Genomic DNA, 15773 nt, shown 5'->3' with positions numbered 1-15773 from the left:
TTCCGTTGATAGTCAGAGACTATTCAATACTCGAAAAAAGCAGTCACGATCTACTATTTTTACAGAATCTACTTCGCTTAATCTCTTCGTAATCTTGCAACCTATCCACACCAACTTCCACATTAAAATAACCTATAGCGACCATTAGCGCTACAAATTTATCATTAAACCAACAAATCAGAGTAATTTTAGAGCAAGTAATGACCTTTTCGCTTTTTGTCTGCTTACCGTTAGCTATAAAAGCCTTTACGGGCATTAGGGTCATCACTATCAAACGTTATCCCCTCATTCTTTGCATGTTCTTCAGCAAGTCGCACGTAAAAAGGGCCAACTAATTGCGATATAATTGCTGCTCGTTCTGCTATATTTGGTATTTCACCAGAACTAATTATTTTTTTTGCTTTTTCAATTCCCGCCGACACTTTTTCTTCTATTTTTATTTTATTCTCCAATGCAAGTTCAGCTTTTTGGTTTTCAGGCTTTACTACTGTATCTTGCCAACCATCATGAAAGCCTGCAATAGCTAAGCCAACCGCACCAATTACGACACTATTAACATAACCATAAGCATTTGTTAGTGTTATTTTTAATACTTCTGCAAAACTCTCTTCACCAGAAGCCGAATTACATACTCCACTTAATAAAATATGTCTATGCTCCTGGGGTAACCCAAGATTATGAAGGTTTCCCGCCATTTCCTGAGGACCCCAATGGGTATCCCCCCCGATTATTTCAGAGTTTCCATGCCCAACTAGGTAAAGAAACTCTCCTGTGTTGACATCTGCGAGACTAGGATTACTAGCTAAGTGTTGAATCTTTCCACCTCCTTTATTTTTTGAAAGAACATCTGCATTGCGAAGCATGATCCAATCAGGGTTATTTTCCACCATTAGCACTCTTCTTTGTATAGGATCTATAGGATCTATAGGATCTATAGGATTATGTATCATCCTATTGTCCGCCAAACTCTGAGACTTTCTTTGCACTTTAGTTTCAGGGCGATTATCCGCAAATCCAGCCCCTTGCTTTCCATTGCTCTTTTTCTGAGTAACAGAATTAGCAGTCGCCCTGCTTTTATTCTCTTTTGGCTTCTCTACTTGAGCATACATGTCTAAATCCTTTTATTTGTTCAGCTGCCTTAGCGTCATGTATGGTGCTAAGCAGGCTAATTTAGCAATGATTTTTTCGCATCTTTATAAGCTAGTTAGCAAAGGTGGGTTTTACAAAAAATTAACATCGAAAAACTCACATTTAAAATTTTATGCCCTTGCTATGGATGCGCCTGTGGTTCATGACAATGCTTGAATATGTGATTGGAACAGCCATTCAGCCTTAGCCCTTTATTCACCTTTGGTCTTGATGCTCAATACCCTATACTCTTGCACATTGCACATTTTGCAGTTCATAAAGCGTGAACTTTGAAGCCCTCCACAGCCTCCTAGGCTAGTTAACCCTTAGATGAGACAATGAATGACAGTTCGTAGACGCGGTTTTATGGCTTGGACTTGGTTTATCACATGGCGTTTTTTGCTAGTTGTGGTTTTATTATTGCTTGTGCTCTTACTGGTGCTGAGATTTGTGCCGCCGCCGACCACTTCATTTATGCTGCAAAGCGCGTACCCTGTCAGCCAGCATTGGGTAAGCATAGATGAACTGCCATCGCACCTTCCCCTGGCTGTAGTTGCCTCGGAAGATCAGCTGTTTCCTAAGCATTTCGGCATTGATTTTACCTCCATCACTAAAGCCCTTAACCAATATGACGACGGCCAAGGCCTTCGTGGTGCCAGTACCATCACTCAACAAACCGCAAAAAATCTCTTACTTTGGCCCGGCAGAAACTTGGTCCGCAAAGGCCTAGAAGCCATGCTGGCCGTGAGCCTTGAAGCGGTTTGGGGCAAAAAGCGCATCTTAGAGGTGTACTTAAACGTGGCAGAATTCGGCAAAGGGATTTATGGCGTGGAAGCCGCCAGTCGGCATTATTTTAATAAATCGGCACGCTATCTATCCATTAACGAAGCCGCGCGACTAGCCGTGCTGCTGCCAAGCCCCCGCAGCCGCTCCCCTCACCATTTAACTCCGTATCTGCATCAACGAGTGGCCTGGGGTGAAAAGCAAATGCGACAACTTGGCAGTGGCTATCTAAAAACCATCCTTAATTAAAGGGATTTGAGCTATTTTTACTGCTAGAATGCGACCAAATTTTTATCCGATTTTACGTTCAAGGCAGGCTATGACCGTTCTTCTAATGACTCCACCTATGACCCAGCTAAATACCCCCTATCCGGCAACGGCATATTTAACGGGGTTTTTGCGCTCACGTGGCTATGAGGCGGTGCAGCGAGATCCTGCCATTGAGCTATTTCTTGAGATGATGACGGCCCCTGCGCTTGAGAGCATTCGCCAGCACGTGGAAGAAAACTTCGAGCATTTTGAAGACGATGAATTGCCCGATGCCATCTTTAATTTTCTGGCTGAGTTTGACCGCTACCATCTGACCGTTGAGAGCGCGATTCGCTTTTTGCAGGGCAAGGATCCAAGCCTTGCCATGCGGATAAATTCCCGCCGCTTTTTACCCGAAGGCCCAGCCTTTGACGCCATTGCACAAATGGAAGCGGTATCCGGCGATGTGTTGCAGGCCGCCTTCGGCAATCTTGGCGTGCAAGATAAGGCCAAATATCTCGCCACCCTGTTTATTAACGATCTGTCGACCGTCATCACTCAAGGGGTTGATCCCTACTTTGAAGTCAGCCGTTATGGTGAGCAATTAGCCGCAGCCAACCCAAGCTTTGATAATCTCTACGAAACCTTGATGGGTGAGCCGAGCTTCAGCTCTGAGATTTTAGAACAACTAGTCGAGCAGTATCTGGAAGAAACTCAGCCAAGCGTCGTCGCATTAACCGTGCCTTTCCCCGGTAATATGCTGGGCGCCTTACGCATTGCGCAAACCTGTAAAGCCATCAATCCTGAACTTCCTATCGTGCTAGGCGGTGGCTTTATTAATACTGAGCTTCGGGCACTGAAAGATCCTAGGGTGTTTGAATTTGTCGATTTTATCTGTCTGGATGATGGCGAGCGCCCCTTTATCACCCTACTTGAATACTTTGAAGGCAAGCGCGAAATCGATGAGCTAGTACGCACTTACTTTCTCGCTGAGGATGAAAATGGTCAGCCCCATGTGCATTTAAATCAAAATGCCCAGCTGCACGATATCCCCCAAAGCGAAGTCGGCGCGCCGGTTTACGATGGCCTGCCCTTGGATGAATACCTATCTTTATGTGAAATGCTCAATCCCATGCACAGAATTTGGAGTGATGGACGCTGGAATAAGCTCACCATAGCCCATGGCTGTTACTGGCGTAAATGCAGCTTTTGTGATGTCAGCCTGGACTATATCGACCGCTACGACACCGCTGGCGCCGATATTCTGGTTGACCGCATCGAACAACTTATCGAAGAAACTGGGCAAACAGGCTTTCATTTTGTTGATGAAGCCCTGCCGCCAAAGACTTTATTTGCCTTCGCAAAACGCTTAATTGAGCGCGGTGTGGTGATCAGTTGGTGGGGCAACATTCGTTTCGAGCGAACCTTTAGCCCAGCACGTTGCCAATTACTGGCAGACTCTGGTTGTATCGCGGTCAGCGGCGGCCTTGAAGTGGCGTCCGATCGCCTTTTAAAACTGATGAAAAAAGGCGTCAGTGTAGAGCGCGTCGCCAAGGTCACTAAAGCCTTCAGTGATGCTGGGATTATGGTTCACGCTTACTTGATGTATGGCTTCCCCACCCAAACCGAGCAAGAAACTGTCGACTCCCTTGAGATGGTGCGTCAGATGATGGCCCTAGGCTGTTTTCAGTCCGCCTACTGGCATCGTTTTGTCGCCACGGTTCACAGCCCTATTGGCATGAACCCTGAACAATTTGGCATTACCCTCGCTGAGCGCCCAGAAATTTTATTCGCTGAAAACGATGTGGACTTTACCGATCCCACAGGCACAGATCATGAAATGCTGGGCGAGGGGCTGCGTAAAGCTATCTACAACTATATGCACGGTATAGGTTTCGAACAGCCGATGAGCTTCTGGTTTAACCAGAGCGTTTGCCGCACTTCAATGAAAAAAGACTTGATATCAAAAGCAGTTAATAATCTCATCGAAAGCTATGAAGAATGAGTCATAGTTAATCGCTATTCGTTAATCGTTAATCGTTAATCGTTAATCGTATAAATTAGTAGCATCAGCTAAAAAGGCCACCTTCTTGTTTCTGAAACTTAGCAGTTTCGACAGAAAGTGGCCTTTAGTTATTATTTATTTCGAGTTTGCATGTTAAACATCAAATTCGCTTTCACCGCTAACCATTCATGGTTGATTATCGAAAATACCACGGTATCTCGATAGCTACCATCGGCCATTATCTGCGCGTTTCTGATCACGCCATCTTGTTTGGCACCTAAACGAGCAATTGCTGTACGTGAAGCCTGGTTGTACCAATGAGTTCTAAACTCAACGGCAATCGCCTTGAGGTGCTCAAATGCATGGTTCAAGAGAAGGTATTTACATTCTGTATTCACTAGTGTTTTTTGATAGCTTTTTGAATACCAGGTATAGCCAATTTCTATTCGCTTATTCGCACAATCAGCATTGCAGAAACGAGTGCTGCCGATAATCTTTTGGCTAAGATTATCAACCACCACGAAAGGCAAGGACCGCCCTAGCGCTTGTTCTGATAACGCTAAATCAATATAGGCATCAACAGAATCCTGATTTGGAACACTGGTAAACCATAAGTCCCACAGTTGGCCATCAGATGCAGCATCCACCAAAGCCGCTGCATGCCCTCTCTGTAATGGCTTTAACGTCACTGTCTTGCCTTTAAGCTCAGTGTCAAACAGCCACTTTTCATCCTGCATATTTCACATCCTGCATATTTCACATCCTAGTTAGAACGACTAGATAATAGTTAAAAAAAAGCCACTTAGCGCTTGTGGCCTAAGGCGCAGCCCTCAATGACATTGCCAGTTTCTCAATACCATGGGAAGGCGTCCAGCGCTTATATTCAACAAAACCCTGCTGCTTATATAACTTAATGGCAGGGTGATTGCGAACGGCGGTCTCGACAACCGCCTGTGCATATTCAAAATTTACTAGCACATAGCGTATTAGCTTGCTGGCAATGCCCCTCCTAAAATAGTCAGGGCTAACGGTGAGGCTATTAATATCTAAACAATAATCCTCCAGAACAATCTCTATTACCGCCGCTAGACTGGCATGCTCACTAAAGCCATAAAATTGTGACCCTGATTGTGCTATATCTGCTGCGCTTCGGGACAGTGGCGGAAAGTTAGCCGCGCCTATTAGCTGAGCTTCGATCTTGTATGAGGCTTGGAAAATAGAGAAAATGTGATCCGCTATTTCGGCATCACAATGTTCAAGTTTTGTAATCATGCTAGGCCTTAAAATTGTCAATCAGTGCAAACCAGTGTTTGTTGAGCATAAGAATGATAAGTCCTTTATCACAGTCGATATTAAATCAACGGTTTCGTTTAATTCAGCCTGAATATTAAAATGAATTTTTATAGCGAGCCCTGCTAACAATAAGTACCTTGATGATAAACCATTTGCCATTGCTGATTTCTAAGCTGCCAAATGGAGCATCTAAGCGATACACTTGCCTCTGTTTCACCCGCTTTTACCATAGTCGCCCGATACAAGAGTTGGGCACAATCTACTGCTAGCATTCTAAGTTGATAATCTTGGGCTTGAATTAGGGGTGGCGACTCAAAAGGCAGGCGCGCTAATGCAGCTTGTTTGTCAAATTGGCTACCCGCTGCGGTTATTTCGATAAAATCATCCCCCAGCAGCTTATCAAGTTCGGCAATTGATCCCCTCACCTTAGGCTCGAATAAGCATTCTTCTAAATCGATCAATTTCGCCTTAAGTGCTTCCAATAAGATTCCCTCCAGTGAGTACTGCTAATCAACTGTATTTAATGAACTTATCAGAATCATCCAAATTATGCTATGGGCAAGACACTACACATAAGCTTGAAGTAAATTTTTAAACGGGGCACTAACTCTACTGATGTAAACAGTGAGCTTATCCTTGCAATCAGGCAGAAACAAAATAAGTGAAAACAATTATATATAGATATATCAATAAGGTAAGAGGCCAGTATTTGATGATGCATAAAAAACAACTCAAAATTAACTCAGCTCACTTTACTGTATAAAAAACCAGTGTATACTGTTTATCAATACAGTGTTTGTGCATTTATCGAACGGGAATTGACTATGCTTTGCCAACTCAGCATTAATAATTTTGCCATTGTACGTTTTCTTGAATTAGATTTCAGAGCGGGCATGACCAGCATCACAGGTGAAACCGGTGCCGGTAAGTCTATTGCGATCGACGCCTTAGGCTTATGCCTAGGTAATCGAGGCGATGCTAATAGTGTGCGCCCGGGGTCAACAAAAGCCGAGATCAGTGCCCGCTTTAGCTTAGATGATGTACCTCTTGCCAAGCGCTGGCTCGAGGATAACGATCTCGAGCTCGATAATGAATGTATCTTACGACGCACCCTAAACAGTGATGGCCGTACCCGTGCCTATATTAACGGCAACCCAGTACCTGTCACCCAGCTTAAACATATAGGGCAGCTACTCATTGGTATTCACGGCCAACATGCCCACCATGCCATGCTAAAAAGTGAGCACCAGCTTACCTTGTTAGACAGCTACGCCAATCACAAACTCCTACTCGATGCCGTCAGCAGCAGCTACCAAAGAAGCAAGCAGATTGAAAGCGAGCTCAAGCAGCTGCAACTGAGTCAGCAAGAACGCATTGCCCGTAAGCAATTACTGCAATACCAAGTTGAAGAACTGGATGAGTTTGGACTGAAGCCGGAAGAGTTTGAAGAAATTGAGCAAGAACACAAGCGCCTTGCTAACGGCAGTGAGTTAATTGAAAGCTGCCAAGCGGGTCTGTCATTATTGTGTGAAGATGATGAAGCCAATATTGAGAGCTTGCTCAATAAAGCGGTATCCTTGGCCGATACGTTAGCCGGCTTAGATCCAAAGCTTGCTAATGTGGCTGTGATGCTTAATGAAGCCTTGATCCAAGTGCAAGAAAGCGCCAGCGAGCTTGAAGACTACTTAAGCCATTTAGAGCTTGATCCTGAGCATTTCGCTCAGCTTGAGCTGCGTCTCTCAAAGGCCATGCAATTAGCACGAAAACATCATGTTAGCGCCGATAAGCTGGCAATACATCATCAGCTACTGTCCCAAGAGCTGGCTGACATTGACGGTGATGAAACCAAGCTTAATGAAATAGCGGCCCAACTTGAAATCAATAAGCAAGCCTACTTAAGTCATGCGCAAAAGCTCAGTCAGAGCCGCTGTCGCTATGCCAAGGAGCTAGATAAACTGGTGACTCGCTCCATTCATGAGTTGAACATGCCTAAAGGAAAATTCACCATAGCGGTTAATTTTGATGCGCAAATGCTTAGCAGCAATGGCTGCGATCACGTAGAGTTTTTAGTCAGCACTAACCCAGGGCAAGAGTTACAGCCTTTGGCAAAAGTCGCCTCAGGTGGTGAACTGTCACGTATTGGTTTGGGCATACAAGTCATTACCGCCAAGAAAGTCGCCACCCCAACGCTCATTTTCGATGAGGTGGACGTGGGGATTTCAGGCCCAACGGCCGCCGTGGTTGGCCGTATGCTCAGAAGTTTAGGTGACTCCACCCAAGTCTTGTGCGTGACTCACTTGCCGCAAGTGGCAGGCAATGGTCATCAACACATGTTTGTGGATAAGTTTAATAAGGCGGGCAGCACTGAAACCACAATGAGACCATTAGATAAAGAGCAAAGAATTCAAGAACTGGCACGCTTACTGGGCGGTGATGTGATCACAGAAAACACTTTAGCCAACGCCAGGGAGCTTATGCAGTCAGCGTAGCAAACAAGGTAAATACTGTTAAGCTTACAGATACAAAATAGCCGCTCTATGAGCGGCTATTTTTATTTTTGGATATTGATTATCTGTAATCTGTAATCCGTAATCCGTAATCCGTAATCCAGTTAGCCTAACCAGAAGATGATGAGCTGTAAGCTCAAAAAGGCGAACACACCGGCTAGCACATCGTCGATCATTATGCCAAAGCCGCCATGGACTTTGGCATCGAGCCAACGTATGGGCCAAGGTTTAACAATATCGAAGAAGCGAAATAGGCCAAAGCCTATAGCAAGCCAGATAACGCCTTGTGGGGCGGCAATCATAGTAATCAATAAACCGGCGACTTCATCCCAGACGATAGCACCATGATCGTGCACCCCCATGTCTTTAGCGGCTTGCCCGCAAATATAAATGCCGATAACAGAGCAAAATACCGTGATGGCCAGATACCAGGGAAGGCTAAGTTGTGCCAGCAATAGGTACAGGGGAACGGCGGCAAGGGTACCAAAGGTACCAGGCGCTTTGGCTGCCAGCCCGCTGCCAAAACCCAAGGCAAGAAAGTGCACCGGGTTTTTTAGGGATAACTTAGCAACATTAGCGTCTTGGGTGAGAAACGTCATTAAAAATGCTCAAAACCACTGAAATTGGGGATAAATGCTTGGCCATCGAGGAGCAATTTAAGTTCACGCCCAGCTGAGATTTGACCAATTTTGCTGAACTTAACCCCAGCATGCAAGAGTGCAGTATCCAGCGCCCCCCGCTGAGATTCAGGCACAGTAAATAACAGTTCGTAATCTTCGCCGCCGGTGAGGCCGTAACTTAGGGCATCATCTTGGCTAACACTGCTGGTCATGGCTTCAGACTGTGGAATACTGCCGACATCGATGATGGCCCCCACTTCTGAAGCCTTAAGAATATGGCCAAGATCTGACATCAAGCCATCGGATAAGTCGATGGCGCTACTGGCTAATGAGCGCAATGACTGTCCCGCTAGCACCCTAGGTGTGGGGCGATAATGACGACCAATTAAGTAGTCTTTATTGTCGGCATCTACTTGCACCTTGCCAGCCAAAATATTCAAACCTAGGGCGGAATCCCCTAAGGTGCCGGTGACATAAATCCAATCTCCCACTTTGGCGCCACTGCGCTTGAGCGCTGTGTCATTGGGCACTAGACCATGGATGGTGATATTGATGCTTAACGGTCCGCGAGTGGTATCACCACCAATCAAACTGACGCCATAGTAATCCGCCGCTTCAAATAAGCCTTCGCTAAAGCCTTGCAGCCAGGTTTGGTTAACCTCAGGTAAGGTTAGCGCTAAGGTCATCCATGCTGGCTCTGCGCCCATCGCCGCTAAGTCAGACAGATTCACCGCTAAGGATTTGTAGCCCAGTTCTCTTGCTGGCATATCGGCAAAGAAATGCACACCTTCGACTAAGGTATCGCAGGAAATGGCCAGGGATTTGTTTTCGGGGACTTGAACTAAGGCGCAGTCATCACCTATGCCCAGCTTCACGTCGCGGCGCTGCTGATTTTGGCGATGAAAATAGTGCTCGATGAGTTGGAATTCTTTCACTTTACCGTCTGGTGCGGAACACTCCGCCCACCTTCTACAAATTGAGTATGGGGTGAAAATGAAAAACGGTATCCTAAGATACCGTTTTACTGACTCGTTAACGTCTAACGAGTTTATCTAATAGTCCGTTAACAAACTTATGGCTATCGTCCGCACCAAAAGCTTTTGCAAGCTCAATGGCTTCGTTAATGGCCACTTTGTAAGGGACATCTTTACGGAAGGTCAACTCGTAACCTGCCAAACGGACAATCGCCTTCTCCACTGGAGAAACGTCTTCAAATTTACGGTCTAAATGTGGCCTAAGCAAGTCATCAATTTGTTCATGCTTAGAAGCCACACCCGCCAATAATTCACGAAAATAAGCGACATCCACGCCATCAATATTTTGCTCTGTGATAAATTCATGTTCAACGTCAGCAACATTGTTTTTGCTTAATTGCCATGAATAAATAGCCTGCACAGCTAAACGGCGAGCCTTACGGCGCTCAGAAGGTTTCATTACTTTTCCTACTATGACAGCTGTTGTTCTAATTGTTGCAGCACGTTAACCATTTCGAGTAAACCCAGAGCCGCTTCGCCGCCCTTGTTACCCGCTTTAGTACCTGAGCGCTCGATAGCTTGCTCTATGGTATCTGTAGTTAACACGCCAAATGACACAGGCAAGTCGAACTCAAGTGCAACTTGAGCTAGGCCTTTGTTACATTCACCGGCAACAAAATCAAAATGAGGAGTACCACCACGGATCACTGCACCCAGTGCAATAATGCCGTCAAACTTACCGCTAGCCGCAACGCGACGAGCCGCAAGGGGTAATTCGACTGCGCCTGGTACTCGTACCACTGTGATATTTTCATCAGCGACTTGACCAAAACGCTTTAGGGTATCAATCGCCCCGTCTAGTAAGCTTTCAACTAAAAAACTGTTGAAACGCGACACAACGATGGCCACTTTGGCATTTTTCGCTTCGATATTGCCTTGAACTACGTTCATTATCTTACCTAATTTAGCTAAAGCACCCCGCTCGGGGCGAAAAGAGGCGCTATGATATCACAGCAAAACGCCCTGAGCGCTATGCAATTAATGAGAATTGTTAAATTTTGCCTAGAGTAAATTATTCAGAAATATAATCAGTCACTTCTAAACCAAAACCTGAGAGTGAGTGATAACGCTTAGGCGAGCTCAATAGGCGCATCTTACTCACCCCTAGGCTTGCCAAAATTTGCGATCCCACCCCCACACGACGCGATGTCCCTTGCCATTTCGCAGAGACGGGCGCTTCACCTTTGTCTTCGGCTTCAAAGGCTTTCACTTTAGCGAGGATTTCGCTTGAATGTTCACGGTTACCCAGCAACACAAGTACCCCGCCTTCAGTGGCGATGCGCTCCATAGCTGTCTCTAAAGGCCAGCTGCGCTTTTGATCTCGCTCAGAATGCAGTAAATCGTTGAAGGTATTTTGCAGATGCACTCTCACTAATGGATTGTGATTCACATCGCCTTTCACCAAAGCATAATGCAACTGGTTATCGATAGTATCTCTGAAGGTCACCATGTTGAATTCACCGAAACGTGTCGGCAATTTACATTCGGCTTCACGCACCACACTGGTTTCTTTGGTATTGCGGTATTCGATAAGGTCTGCAATCGTGCCCATCTTAATGCCGTGTTTTTCACTGAAGATTTCAAGGTCTGGACAGCGCGCCATGGTGCCATCTTCATTTAAAATTTCAACGATAACCCCTGATGGCTCAAGGCCAGCAAGGCGAGCCAAATCACAACCCGCTTCCGTGTGACCAGCGCGAATGAGCACGCCGCCATCTTGGGCCATTAATGGGAATATATGCCCAGGCTGAACTAAATCAGAAGCTTTGGCATCTTTAGCCACGGCAGCTTTTACGGTCACAGCGCGATCGTGGGCAGAGATCCCCGTCGTCACACCGGTAGCGGCTTCGATAGACACAGTGAAGTTAGTGGAGAATTGAGCGTTATTGTTGGTCACCATCAAAGGAAGATTCAACTGCTGACAGCGCGCCTTAGTCATGGTCTGGCAAATTAGGCCGCGGCCATAGGTGGCCATGAAGTTAATGGCCTCTGGGGTCACTAAATCGGCCGCCATAATAAGGTCGCCCTCATTTTCCCTGTCTTCATCGTCCATCAGAATAACCATTTTGCCCTGACGTATGTCTTCGATGATTTCTTCTATGCTATGTAGCGCCATTATGAGACCTTCTATCAAGTTGAAGTGTTAAAATTAGTTATGCATTAATTTAAGCTGTTATTCGTTACCCAATCACTATTTCATAAATCCTGAGCGTGCCAGTAGCTCCATGGTCACGCCGCCTTCGGCCGAAGGTGCTTTCGCCCCCATCAAACGCTCAAGGTAGCGGGCGATAAGATCCACTTCAAGGTTTACCCTGTCACCCGTGTTTAAATCTAATAGTGTGGTTTCGCCAGCAGTGTGCGGCACGATAGTGAGCCTGAAATTATCACCATCGACTTCATTAACCGTAAGACTAACGCCATCTATGGTCACTGAACCTTTATGGGCAATATAGCGGGCAAGCTCACTGGGCGCTTTTAACCAAAACTCGATGGCCTTGCCACGAGCTTGTCGCTGCATCACCTCTGCCATGCCATCCACATGACCGCTGACCATGTGGCCGCCTAAACGTGTGGTGGCGGTAAGGGCTTTTTCAAGATTAACCTTCTGGCCCACTTTATAGCGAGCAAAGCCTGTCAATGCCACAGTTTCTGCAGACACGTCGGCCATGTACCCCTGTTTAAGGCTCTGAACGACAGTTAGGCACACGCCATTAGTGGCAATGCTATCACCGAGTTTAACATCACTTAAGTCAAGCTTGCCGCTATCCACAGTGAGGCGAATATCCTGACCGTGGCGCTCAATCTTAGTTAATGTCCCTAGGGCTTCGATTATTCCGGTAAACATGTTTGGCTCACTTATCTTATATGCTGTTATCTGATGTGGCGCCATCTTCACGGCGACGCTTGGCAAGTTGAACCGCGTGGCACTCTGCCAAGTCTAAACGCGTTATTCTTTGCCAAGTCTAAAAATATAGCGTCTATCTTCGCCTAATTGGCGACTGTCTTTCAGCTGCAAGCTTGGAATATCATCCATGGCCTGATAATCCGGTAACTGCACTAGGTTTCGCCCATGGCTACCCAAGATTTTCATCGCTTGATATAGATACAGTTCATCCCCAAGCCCAAGTTCGAGCACCTTACCCGCTAAGGTGGCGCCGGCTTCAATTAATACCTGATTATAGCTTTTGCCTAAGTGGTGAAATAGGCTTATCAACGGCACTCTGCCATCATTGTCTGGCGCAAACTGCAGGCATTGCACATGGGCTGGAAAGATAACTGTCTCGGGGTAGGCTTGAGTGCTGACCAAGATAATGGGGCTAGTGATGCTAAAAAGCCTTTTGTCTGCTGTAAGCCTCGCTTTACTGTCGAGTACGATTCTTACTGGCTGGTGAAGCTCAGTCACATCAAGCTCATCTTTAAGACTGCCAAGGCTTTGATAGCGCACATTAAGGCTCGGGTCATCGGCTAATACGGTTTCTATGCCTGTGATTAACGCGCAGCTTCTGGCGCGAAGTTTTTGCACATCGTTACGGGATGCATCGCCCGTTATCCATTTAGACACCCCATTTGAGAGCGCAGTTTTACCGTCAAGACTTGCAGCAAGTTTCACTGTCACCCAAGGCAAACCTGTGCGCATGCGCTTCATAAAGCCTAAATTTAACTCAAGAGCCTGGGCTTGCAATAAACCGACTTCAACCGCTATGCCAGCTTCTCGCAGCATAGCAATGCCTTTACCGGCAACCTGTGGATTAGCATCTGTGATGGCGACCACCACTTTGGCGACACCGCTTTCCACTAAGGTTTGGGCGCAAGGCGGGGTGCGGCCGAAATGGCTGCAAGGCTCTAAGGTTACGTAGGCGGTGGCGCCTATGGCGGATAAATTGGCGGATTTCAGCGCAGCAAGGGCGTTAACTTCGGCGTGACCAAAGCCCGCTTTCTGATGGTAGCCCTCGGCTAACTTGATGCCATCTTTGACAATTACGCAGCCCACACAAGGATTGGGGCGAGTGGTATAACGGCCTCGTTCTGCCAATTGGATGGCACGGCTCATCATTTCTATGTCAAATTTGGACCAGCTTGGCATGGTTAGCACCTAATGGTTTGCTCGCGTTAGCATTGGCGTGTTGCTAGCCTTTATATGGGCAAAATCGTTGATTTCAAGCCAGTGTTAATACAATCAGTGTGATTAAAATCAGTATCACGATTTAAATTCTGGCTACTTCTCTAACTTGGCGATGGCTTCACCGAACTGTGAAACATCTTCAAAGGCACGGTAGACAGAGGCAAAACGGATATAGGCCACTTTATCTAAGTGCATGAGTTGTTCCATCATCAAATTGCCTATCATCTCTGAGTTAATTTCACGCTCACCGGTTGCCCTCAGGGTTGATTTGATTTTTGTTAAGGCTTGCTCCAGCTGGTCCATGGACACAGGGCGTTTCTCTACTGCCCGCAGCATACCGCCTCTGAGCTTATCTTCATCGAAGGGTTGACGAGTATCATCACGTTTTATCACCCTAGGCATCACAAGCTCAGCGCCTTCGAAGGTGGTGAAACGTTCGTGGCACAGAGTGCACTCACGGCGACGGCGAACTTGATGACCATCTGCCACCAGCCTTGAATCTATGACTTTAGTATCTGTGGCACTACAAAAAGGGCAATGCATTGGTGTCTCCAGCAAAAAACAAAATGGCCACAAAGACTTAAGTCTTGAGGCCATTGAAGTTTATCCTATTTGGGCGTTAAGGTTAACTGAAACCTATCAAATTGCCCTTAGGATTAAGCGTATACTGGATACTTGGCACACAGGGCTAACACTTCACCCTTGACCCGCTCAATAACCGCTGGATTATTAGCGTCATCGAGAATGTCACACACCCAAGTTGTCAAGGCTTTGGCTTCGGCTTCTTTAAAACCACGACGGGTAATAGCCGGAGTACCGATACGCACACCAGATGTCACAAAAGGTGAACGTGGATCGTTTGGCACCGAGTTTTTATTCACGGTAATGTTAGCGCTACCTAAGGCGGCATCCGCTTCTTTACCGGTAAGATCACGGCCAATTAAGTCAACCAGCATCAGGTGGTTATCTGTGCCGCCTGAGACGATTTTATAACCGCGCTCGATAAACACTTCAACCATAGCCTTAGCGTTTTTCACCACTTGCTGCTGATAGGTTTTAAACTCAGGCTCTAAGGCTTCCTTAAAGGCCACCGCTTTACCCGCGATAACATGCATCAATGGGCCGCCCTGTCCGCCAGGGAACACGGCCGAATTTAGCTTCTTGTACAAGTCTTCATCGTCTGCTGCCGATAAGATTAACCCGCCACGAGGGCCTGCTAAGGTCTTATGTGTGGTGGATGTCACCACGTGGGCATGGGGCACAGGGTTTGGATACACGCCTGCGGCAATTAAACCTGCAACGTGGGCCATATCAACAAATAAGTAAGCGCCAATTTTGTCTGCGATTTCACGCATTTTTGCCCAATCAACGATACCAGAAAAGGCAGAGAAGCCACCGATCATCATCTTAGGCTTATGCTCAACGGCTAAACGCTCCATCTCAACGTAATCTATCTTGCCCGCTTCATCGATGCCGTAAGGAATGATGTTATACAGCTTGCCAGAAAAGTTCACTGGTGAACCGTGCGTTAAGTGACCACCATGAGCCAAATTCATCCCAAGCACAGTATCACCGGGCTTAAGTAGCGCCATGTACACAGCGCTGTTGGCTTGCGATCCTGAATGAGGCTGAACGTTGGCATAAGTCGCGCCAAACAATTCTTTAGCACGTTCGATGGCCAAGGTTTCAACCACATCGACGTATTCACAACCGCCGTAATAACGCTTGCCTGGGTAACCTTCTGCATACTTATTGGTAAGCTGTGAACCTTGTGCTTCCATGACGCGAGGACTGGTGTAGTTTTCTGATGCAATTAACTCTATGTGCTCTTCTTGACGACGGGTTTCGTCTTCAATGGCTTTAAATAGTTGTGGATCATAATCCGCGATATTCATAGCTTTGTTTAGCATTGGTTACTCCAACTGCAAGTTTCTATTTGTAGGGTTGCGCGGTATTCTACTCTGCCAAGCGCAACAATCCCAGTATTTAGACCATGAAATTCCTTGTATTAGCATGCCCTAAAAGCGAAAA

At 46.4% G+C, this 15773-nt stretch carries 16 protein-coding genes; 3 read left to right on the top strand and 13 right to left on the bottom strand.

Going from position 1 to position 15773, the window contains the following annotated elements:
- Positions 1–230: 230 nt before the first annotated feature.
- A complete protein-coding gene (locus SDEN_RS06015) occupies positions 231–1109 on the bottom strand; it encodes a hypothetical protein (RefSeq protein WP_011495604.1) in 879 nt (292 codons plus the stop codon).
- 361 nt (positions 1110–1470) lie between these two features.
- Here SDEN_RS06015 and mtgA point away from each other — a divergent pair, with 361 nt between their 5' ends.
- Together mtgA and SDEN_RS06000 are read left to right on the top strand one after the other, a co-directional pair.
- Positions 1471–2160: a monofunctional biosynthetic peptidoglycan transglycosylase gene (mtgA, locus tag SDEN_RS06005; RefSeq protein WP_011495603.1), complete on the top strand. Its 690-nt coding sequence runs from the start codon at positions 1471–1473 to the stop codon at positions 2158–2160.
- 70 nt (positions 2161–2230) lie between these two features.
- Positions 2231–4165 carry a B12-binding domain-containing radical SAM protein gene (locus tag SDEN_RS06000; RefSeq protein ID WP_041405699.1) on the top strand — a complete coding sequence of 645 codons (1935 nt, stop codon included), beginning with the start codon at positions 2231–2233 and terminating at the stop codon, positions 4163–4165.
- Positions 4166–4296: 131 nt separating this feature from the next.
- Here SDEN_RS06000 and SDEN_RS05995 read toward each other — a convergent pair whose 3' ends face one another.
- The 3 genes from SDEN_RS05995 to SDEN_RS05985 form a co-directional block, all read right to left on the bottom strand.
- Complete coding sequence (locus SDEN_RS05995; RefSeq protein WP_011495601.1) at positions 4297–4902, bottom strand: GNAT family N-acetyltransferase; 606 nt, start codon at positions 4900–4902, stop codon at positions 4297–4299.
- A 79-nt stretch (positions 4903–4981) separates the two neighbouring features.
- Positions 4982–5437 carry a GNAT family N-acetyltransferase gene (locus SDEN_RS05990; protein WP_011495600.1) on the bottom strand — a complete coding sequence of 152 codons (456 nt, stop codon included), beginning with the start codon at positions 5435–5437 and terminating at the stop codon, positions 4982–4984.
- 143 nt (positions 5438–5580) lie between these two features.
- The gene (locus tag SDEN_RS05985; protein WP_011495599.1) at positions 5581–5940 is read right to left on the bottom strand and encodes a DUF4440 domain-containing protein; all 360 of its coding nucleotides are present in this window, start codon (positions 5938–5940) and stop codon (positions 5581–5583) included.
- A gap of 342 nt (positions 5941–6282) precedes the next feature.
- Here SDEN_RS05985 and recN point away from each other — a divergent pair, with 342 nt between their 5' ends.
- Positions 6283–7947: a DNA repair protein RecN gene (gene recN / locus SDEN_RS05980; RefSeq protein WP_011495598.1), complete on the top strand. Its 1665-nt coding sequence runs from the start codon at positions 6283–6285 to the stop codon at positions 7945–7947.
- Positions 7948–8069: 122 nt separating this feature from the next.
- Here recN and SDEN_RS05975 read toward each other — a convergent pair whose 3' ends face one another.
- The 9 genes from SDEN_RS05975 to glyA all read right to left on the bottom strand — a co-directional run bounded on the left by SDEN_RS05975 (position 8070) and on the right by glyA (position 15652).
- Positions 8070–8564 carry a phosphatidylglycerophosphatase A family protein gene (locus SDEN_RS05975; protein WP_011495597.1) on the bottom strand — a complete coding sequence of 165 codons (495 nt, stop codon included), beginning with the start codon at positions 8562–8564 and terminating at the stop codon, positions 8070–8072.
- Entirely contained in the window at positions 8564–9520 is a 957-nt protein-coding gene (gene thiL, locus SDEN_RS05970) for a thiamine-phosphate kinase (protein ID WP_011495596.1), read from the bottom strand. Before thiL ends, SDEN_RS05975 begins: the two co-directional genes overlap by 1 nt.
- A gap of 97 nt (positions 9521–9617) precedes the next feature.
- A complete protein-coding gene (gene nusB / locus SDEN_RS05965; RefSeq protein WP_011495595.1) occupies positions 9618–10019 on the bottom strand; it encodes a transcription antitermination factor NusB in 402 nt (133 codons plus the stop codon).
- Between the two features lie 11 nt (positions 10020–10030).
- Positions 10031–10510: a 6,7-dimethyl-8-ribityllumazine synthase gene (gene ribE, locus SDEN_RS05960; protein ID WP_011495594.1), complete on the bottom strand. Its 480-nt coding sequence runs from the start codon at positions 10508–10510 to the stop codon at positions 10031–10033.
- 121 nt (positions 10511–10631) lie between these two features.
- Positions 10632–11735: a bifunctional 3,4-dihydroxy-2-butanone-4-phosphate synthase/GTP cyclohydrolase II gene (gene ribBA / locus SDEN_RS05955; protein WP_011495593.1), complete on the bottom strand. Its 1104-nt coding sequence runs from the start codon at positions 11733–11735 to the stop codon at positions 10632–10634.
- A gap of 75 nt (positions 11736–11810) precedes the next feature.
- Positions 11811–12464 (bottom strand): riboflavin synthase, encoded by a 654-nt coding sequence (locus tag SDEN_RS05950; protein ID WP_011495592.1) that lies wholly within the window; start codon positions 12462–12464, stop codon positions 11811–11813.
- Positions 12465–12566: 102 nt separating this feature from the next.
- Positions 12567–13703: a bifunctional diaminohydroxyphosphoribosylaminopyrimidine deaminase/5-amino-6-(5-phosphoribosylamino)uracil reductase RibD gene (ribD, locus tag SDEN_RS05945; protein ID WP_011495591.1), complete on the bottom strand. Its 1137-nt coding sequence runs from the start codon at positions 13701–13703 to the stop codon at positions 12567–12569.
- A 132-nt stretch (positions 13704–13835) separates the two neighbouring features.
- A complete protein-coding gene (gene nrdR, locus SDEN_RS05940) occupies positions 13836–14285 on the bottom strand; it encodes a transcriptional regulator NrdR (RefSeq protein WP_011495590.1) in 450 nt (149 codons plus the stop codon).
- A gap of 113 nt (positions 14286–14398) precedes the next feature.
- Positions 14399–15652, bottom strand: coding sequence for a serine hydroxymethyltransferase (glyA, locus tag SDEN_RS05935; RefSeq protein WP_011495589.1), 1254 nt, complete (start codon positions 15650–15652; stop codon positions 14399–14401).
- Positions 15653–15773 lie beyond the last annotated feature (121 nt).

The organism is Shewanella denitrificans OS217, from assembly GCF_000013765.1.
Classification (GTDB): domain Bacteria; phylum Pseudomonadota; class Gammaproteobacteria; order Enterobacterales; family Shewanellaceae; genus Shewanella; species Shewanella denitrificans.
Note: the sequence above shows the minus strand (reverse complement) of the source record. Positions and strands in the feature narration are given on the sequence as shown.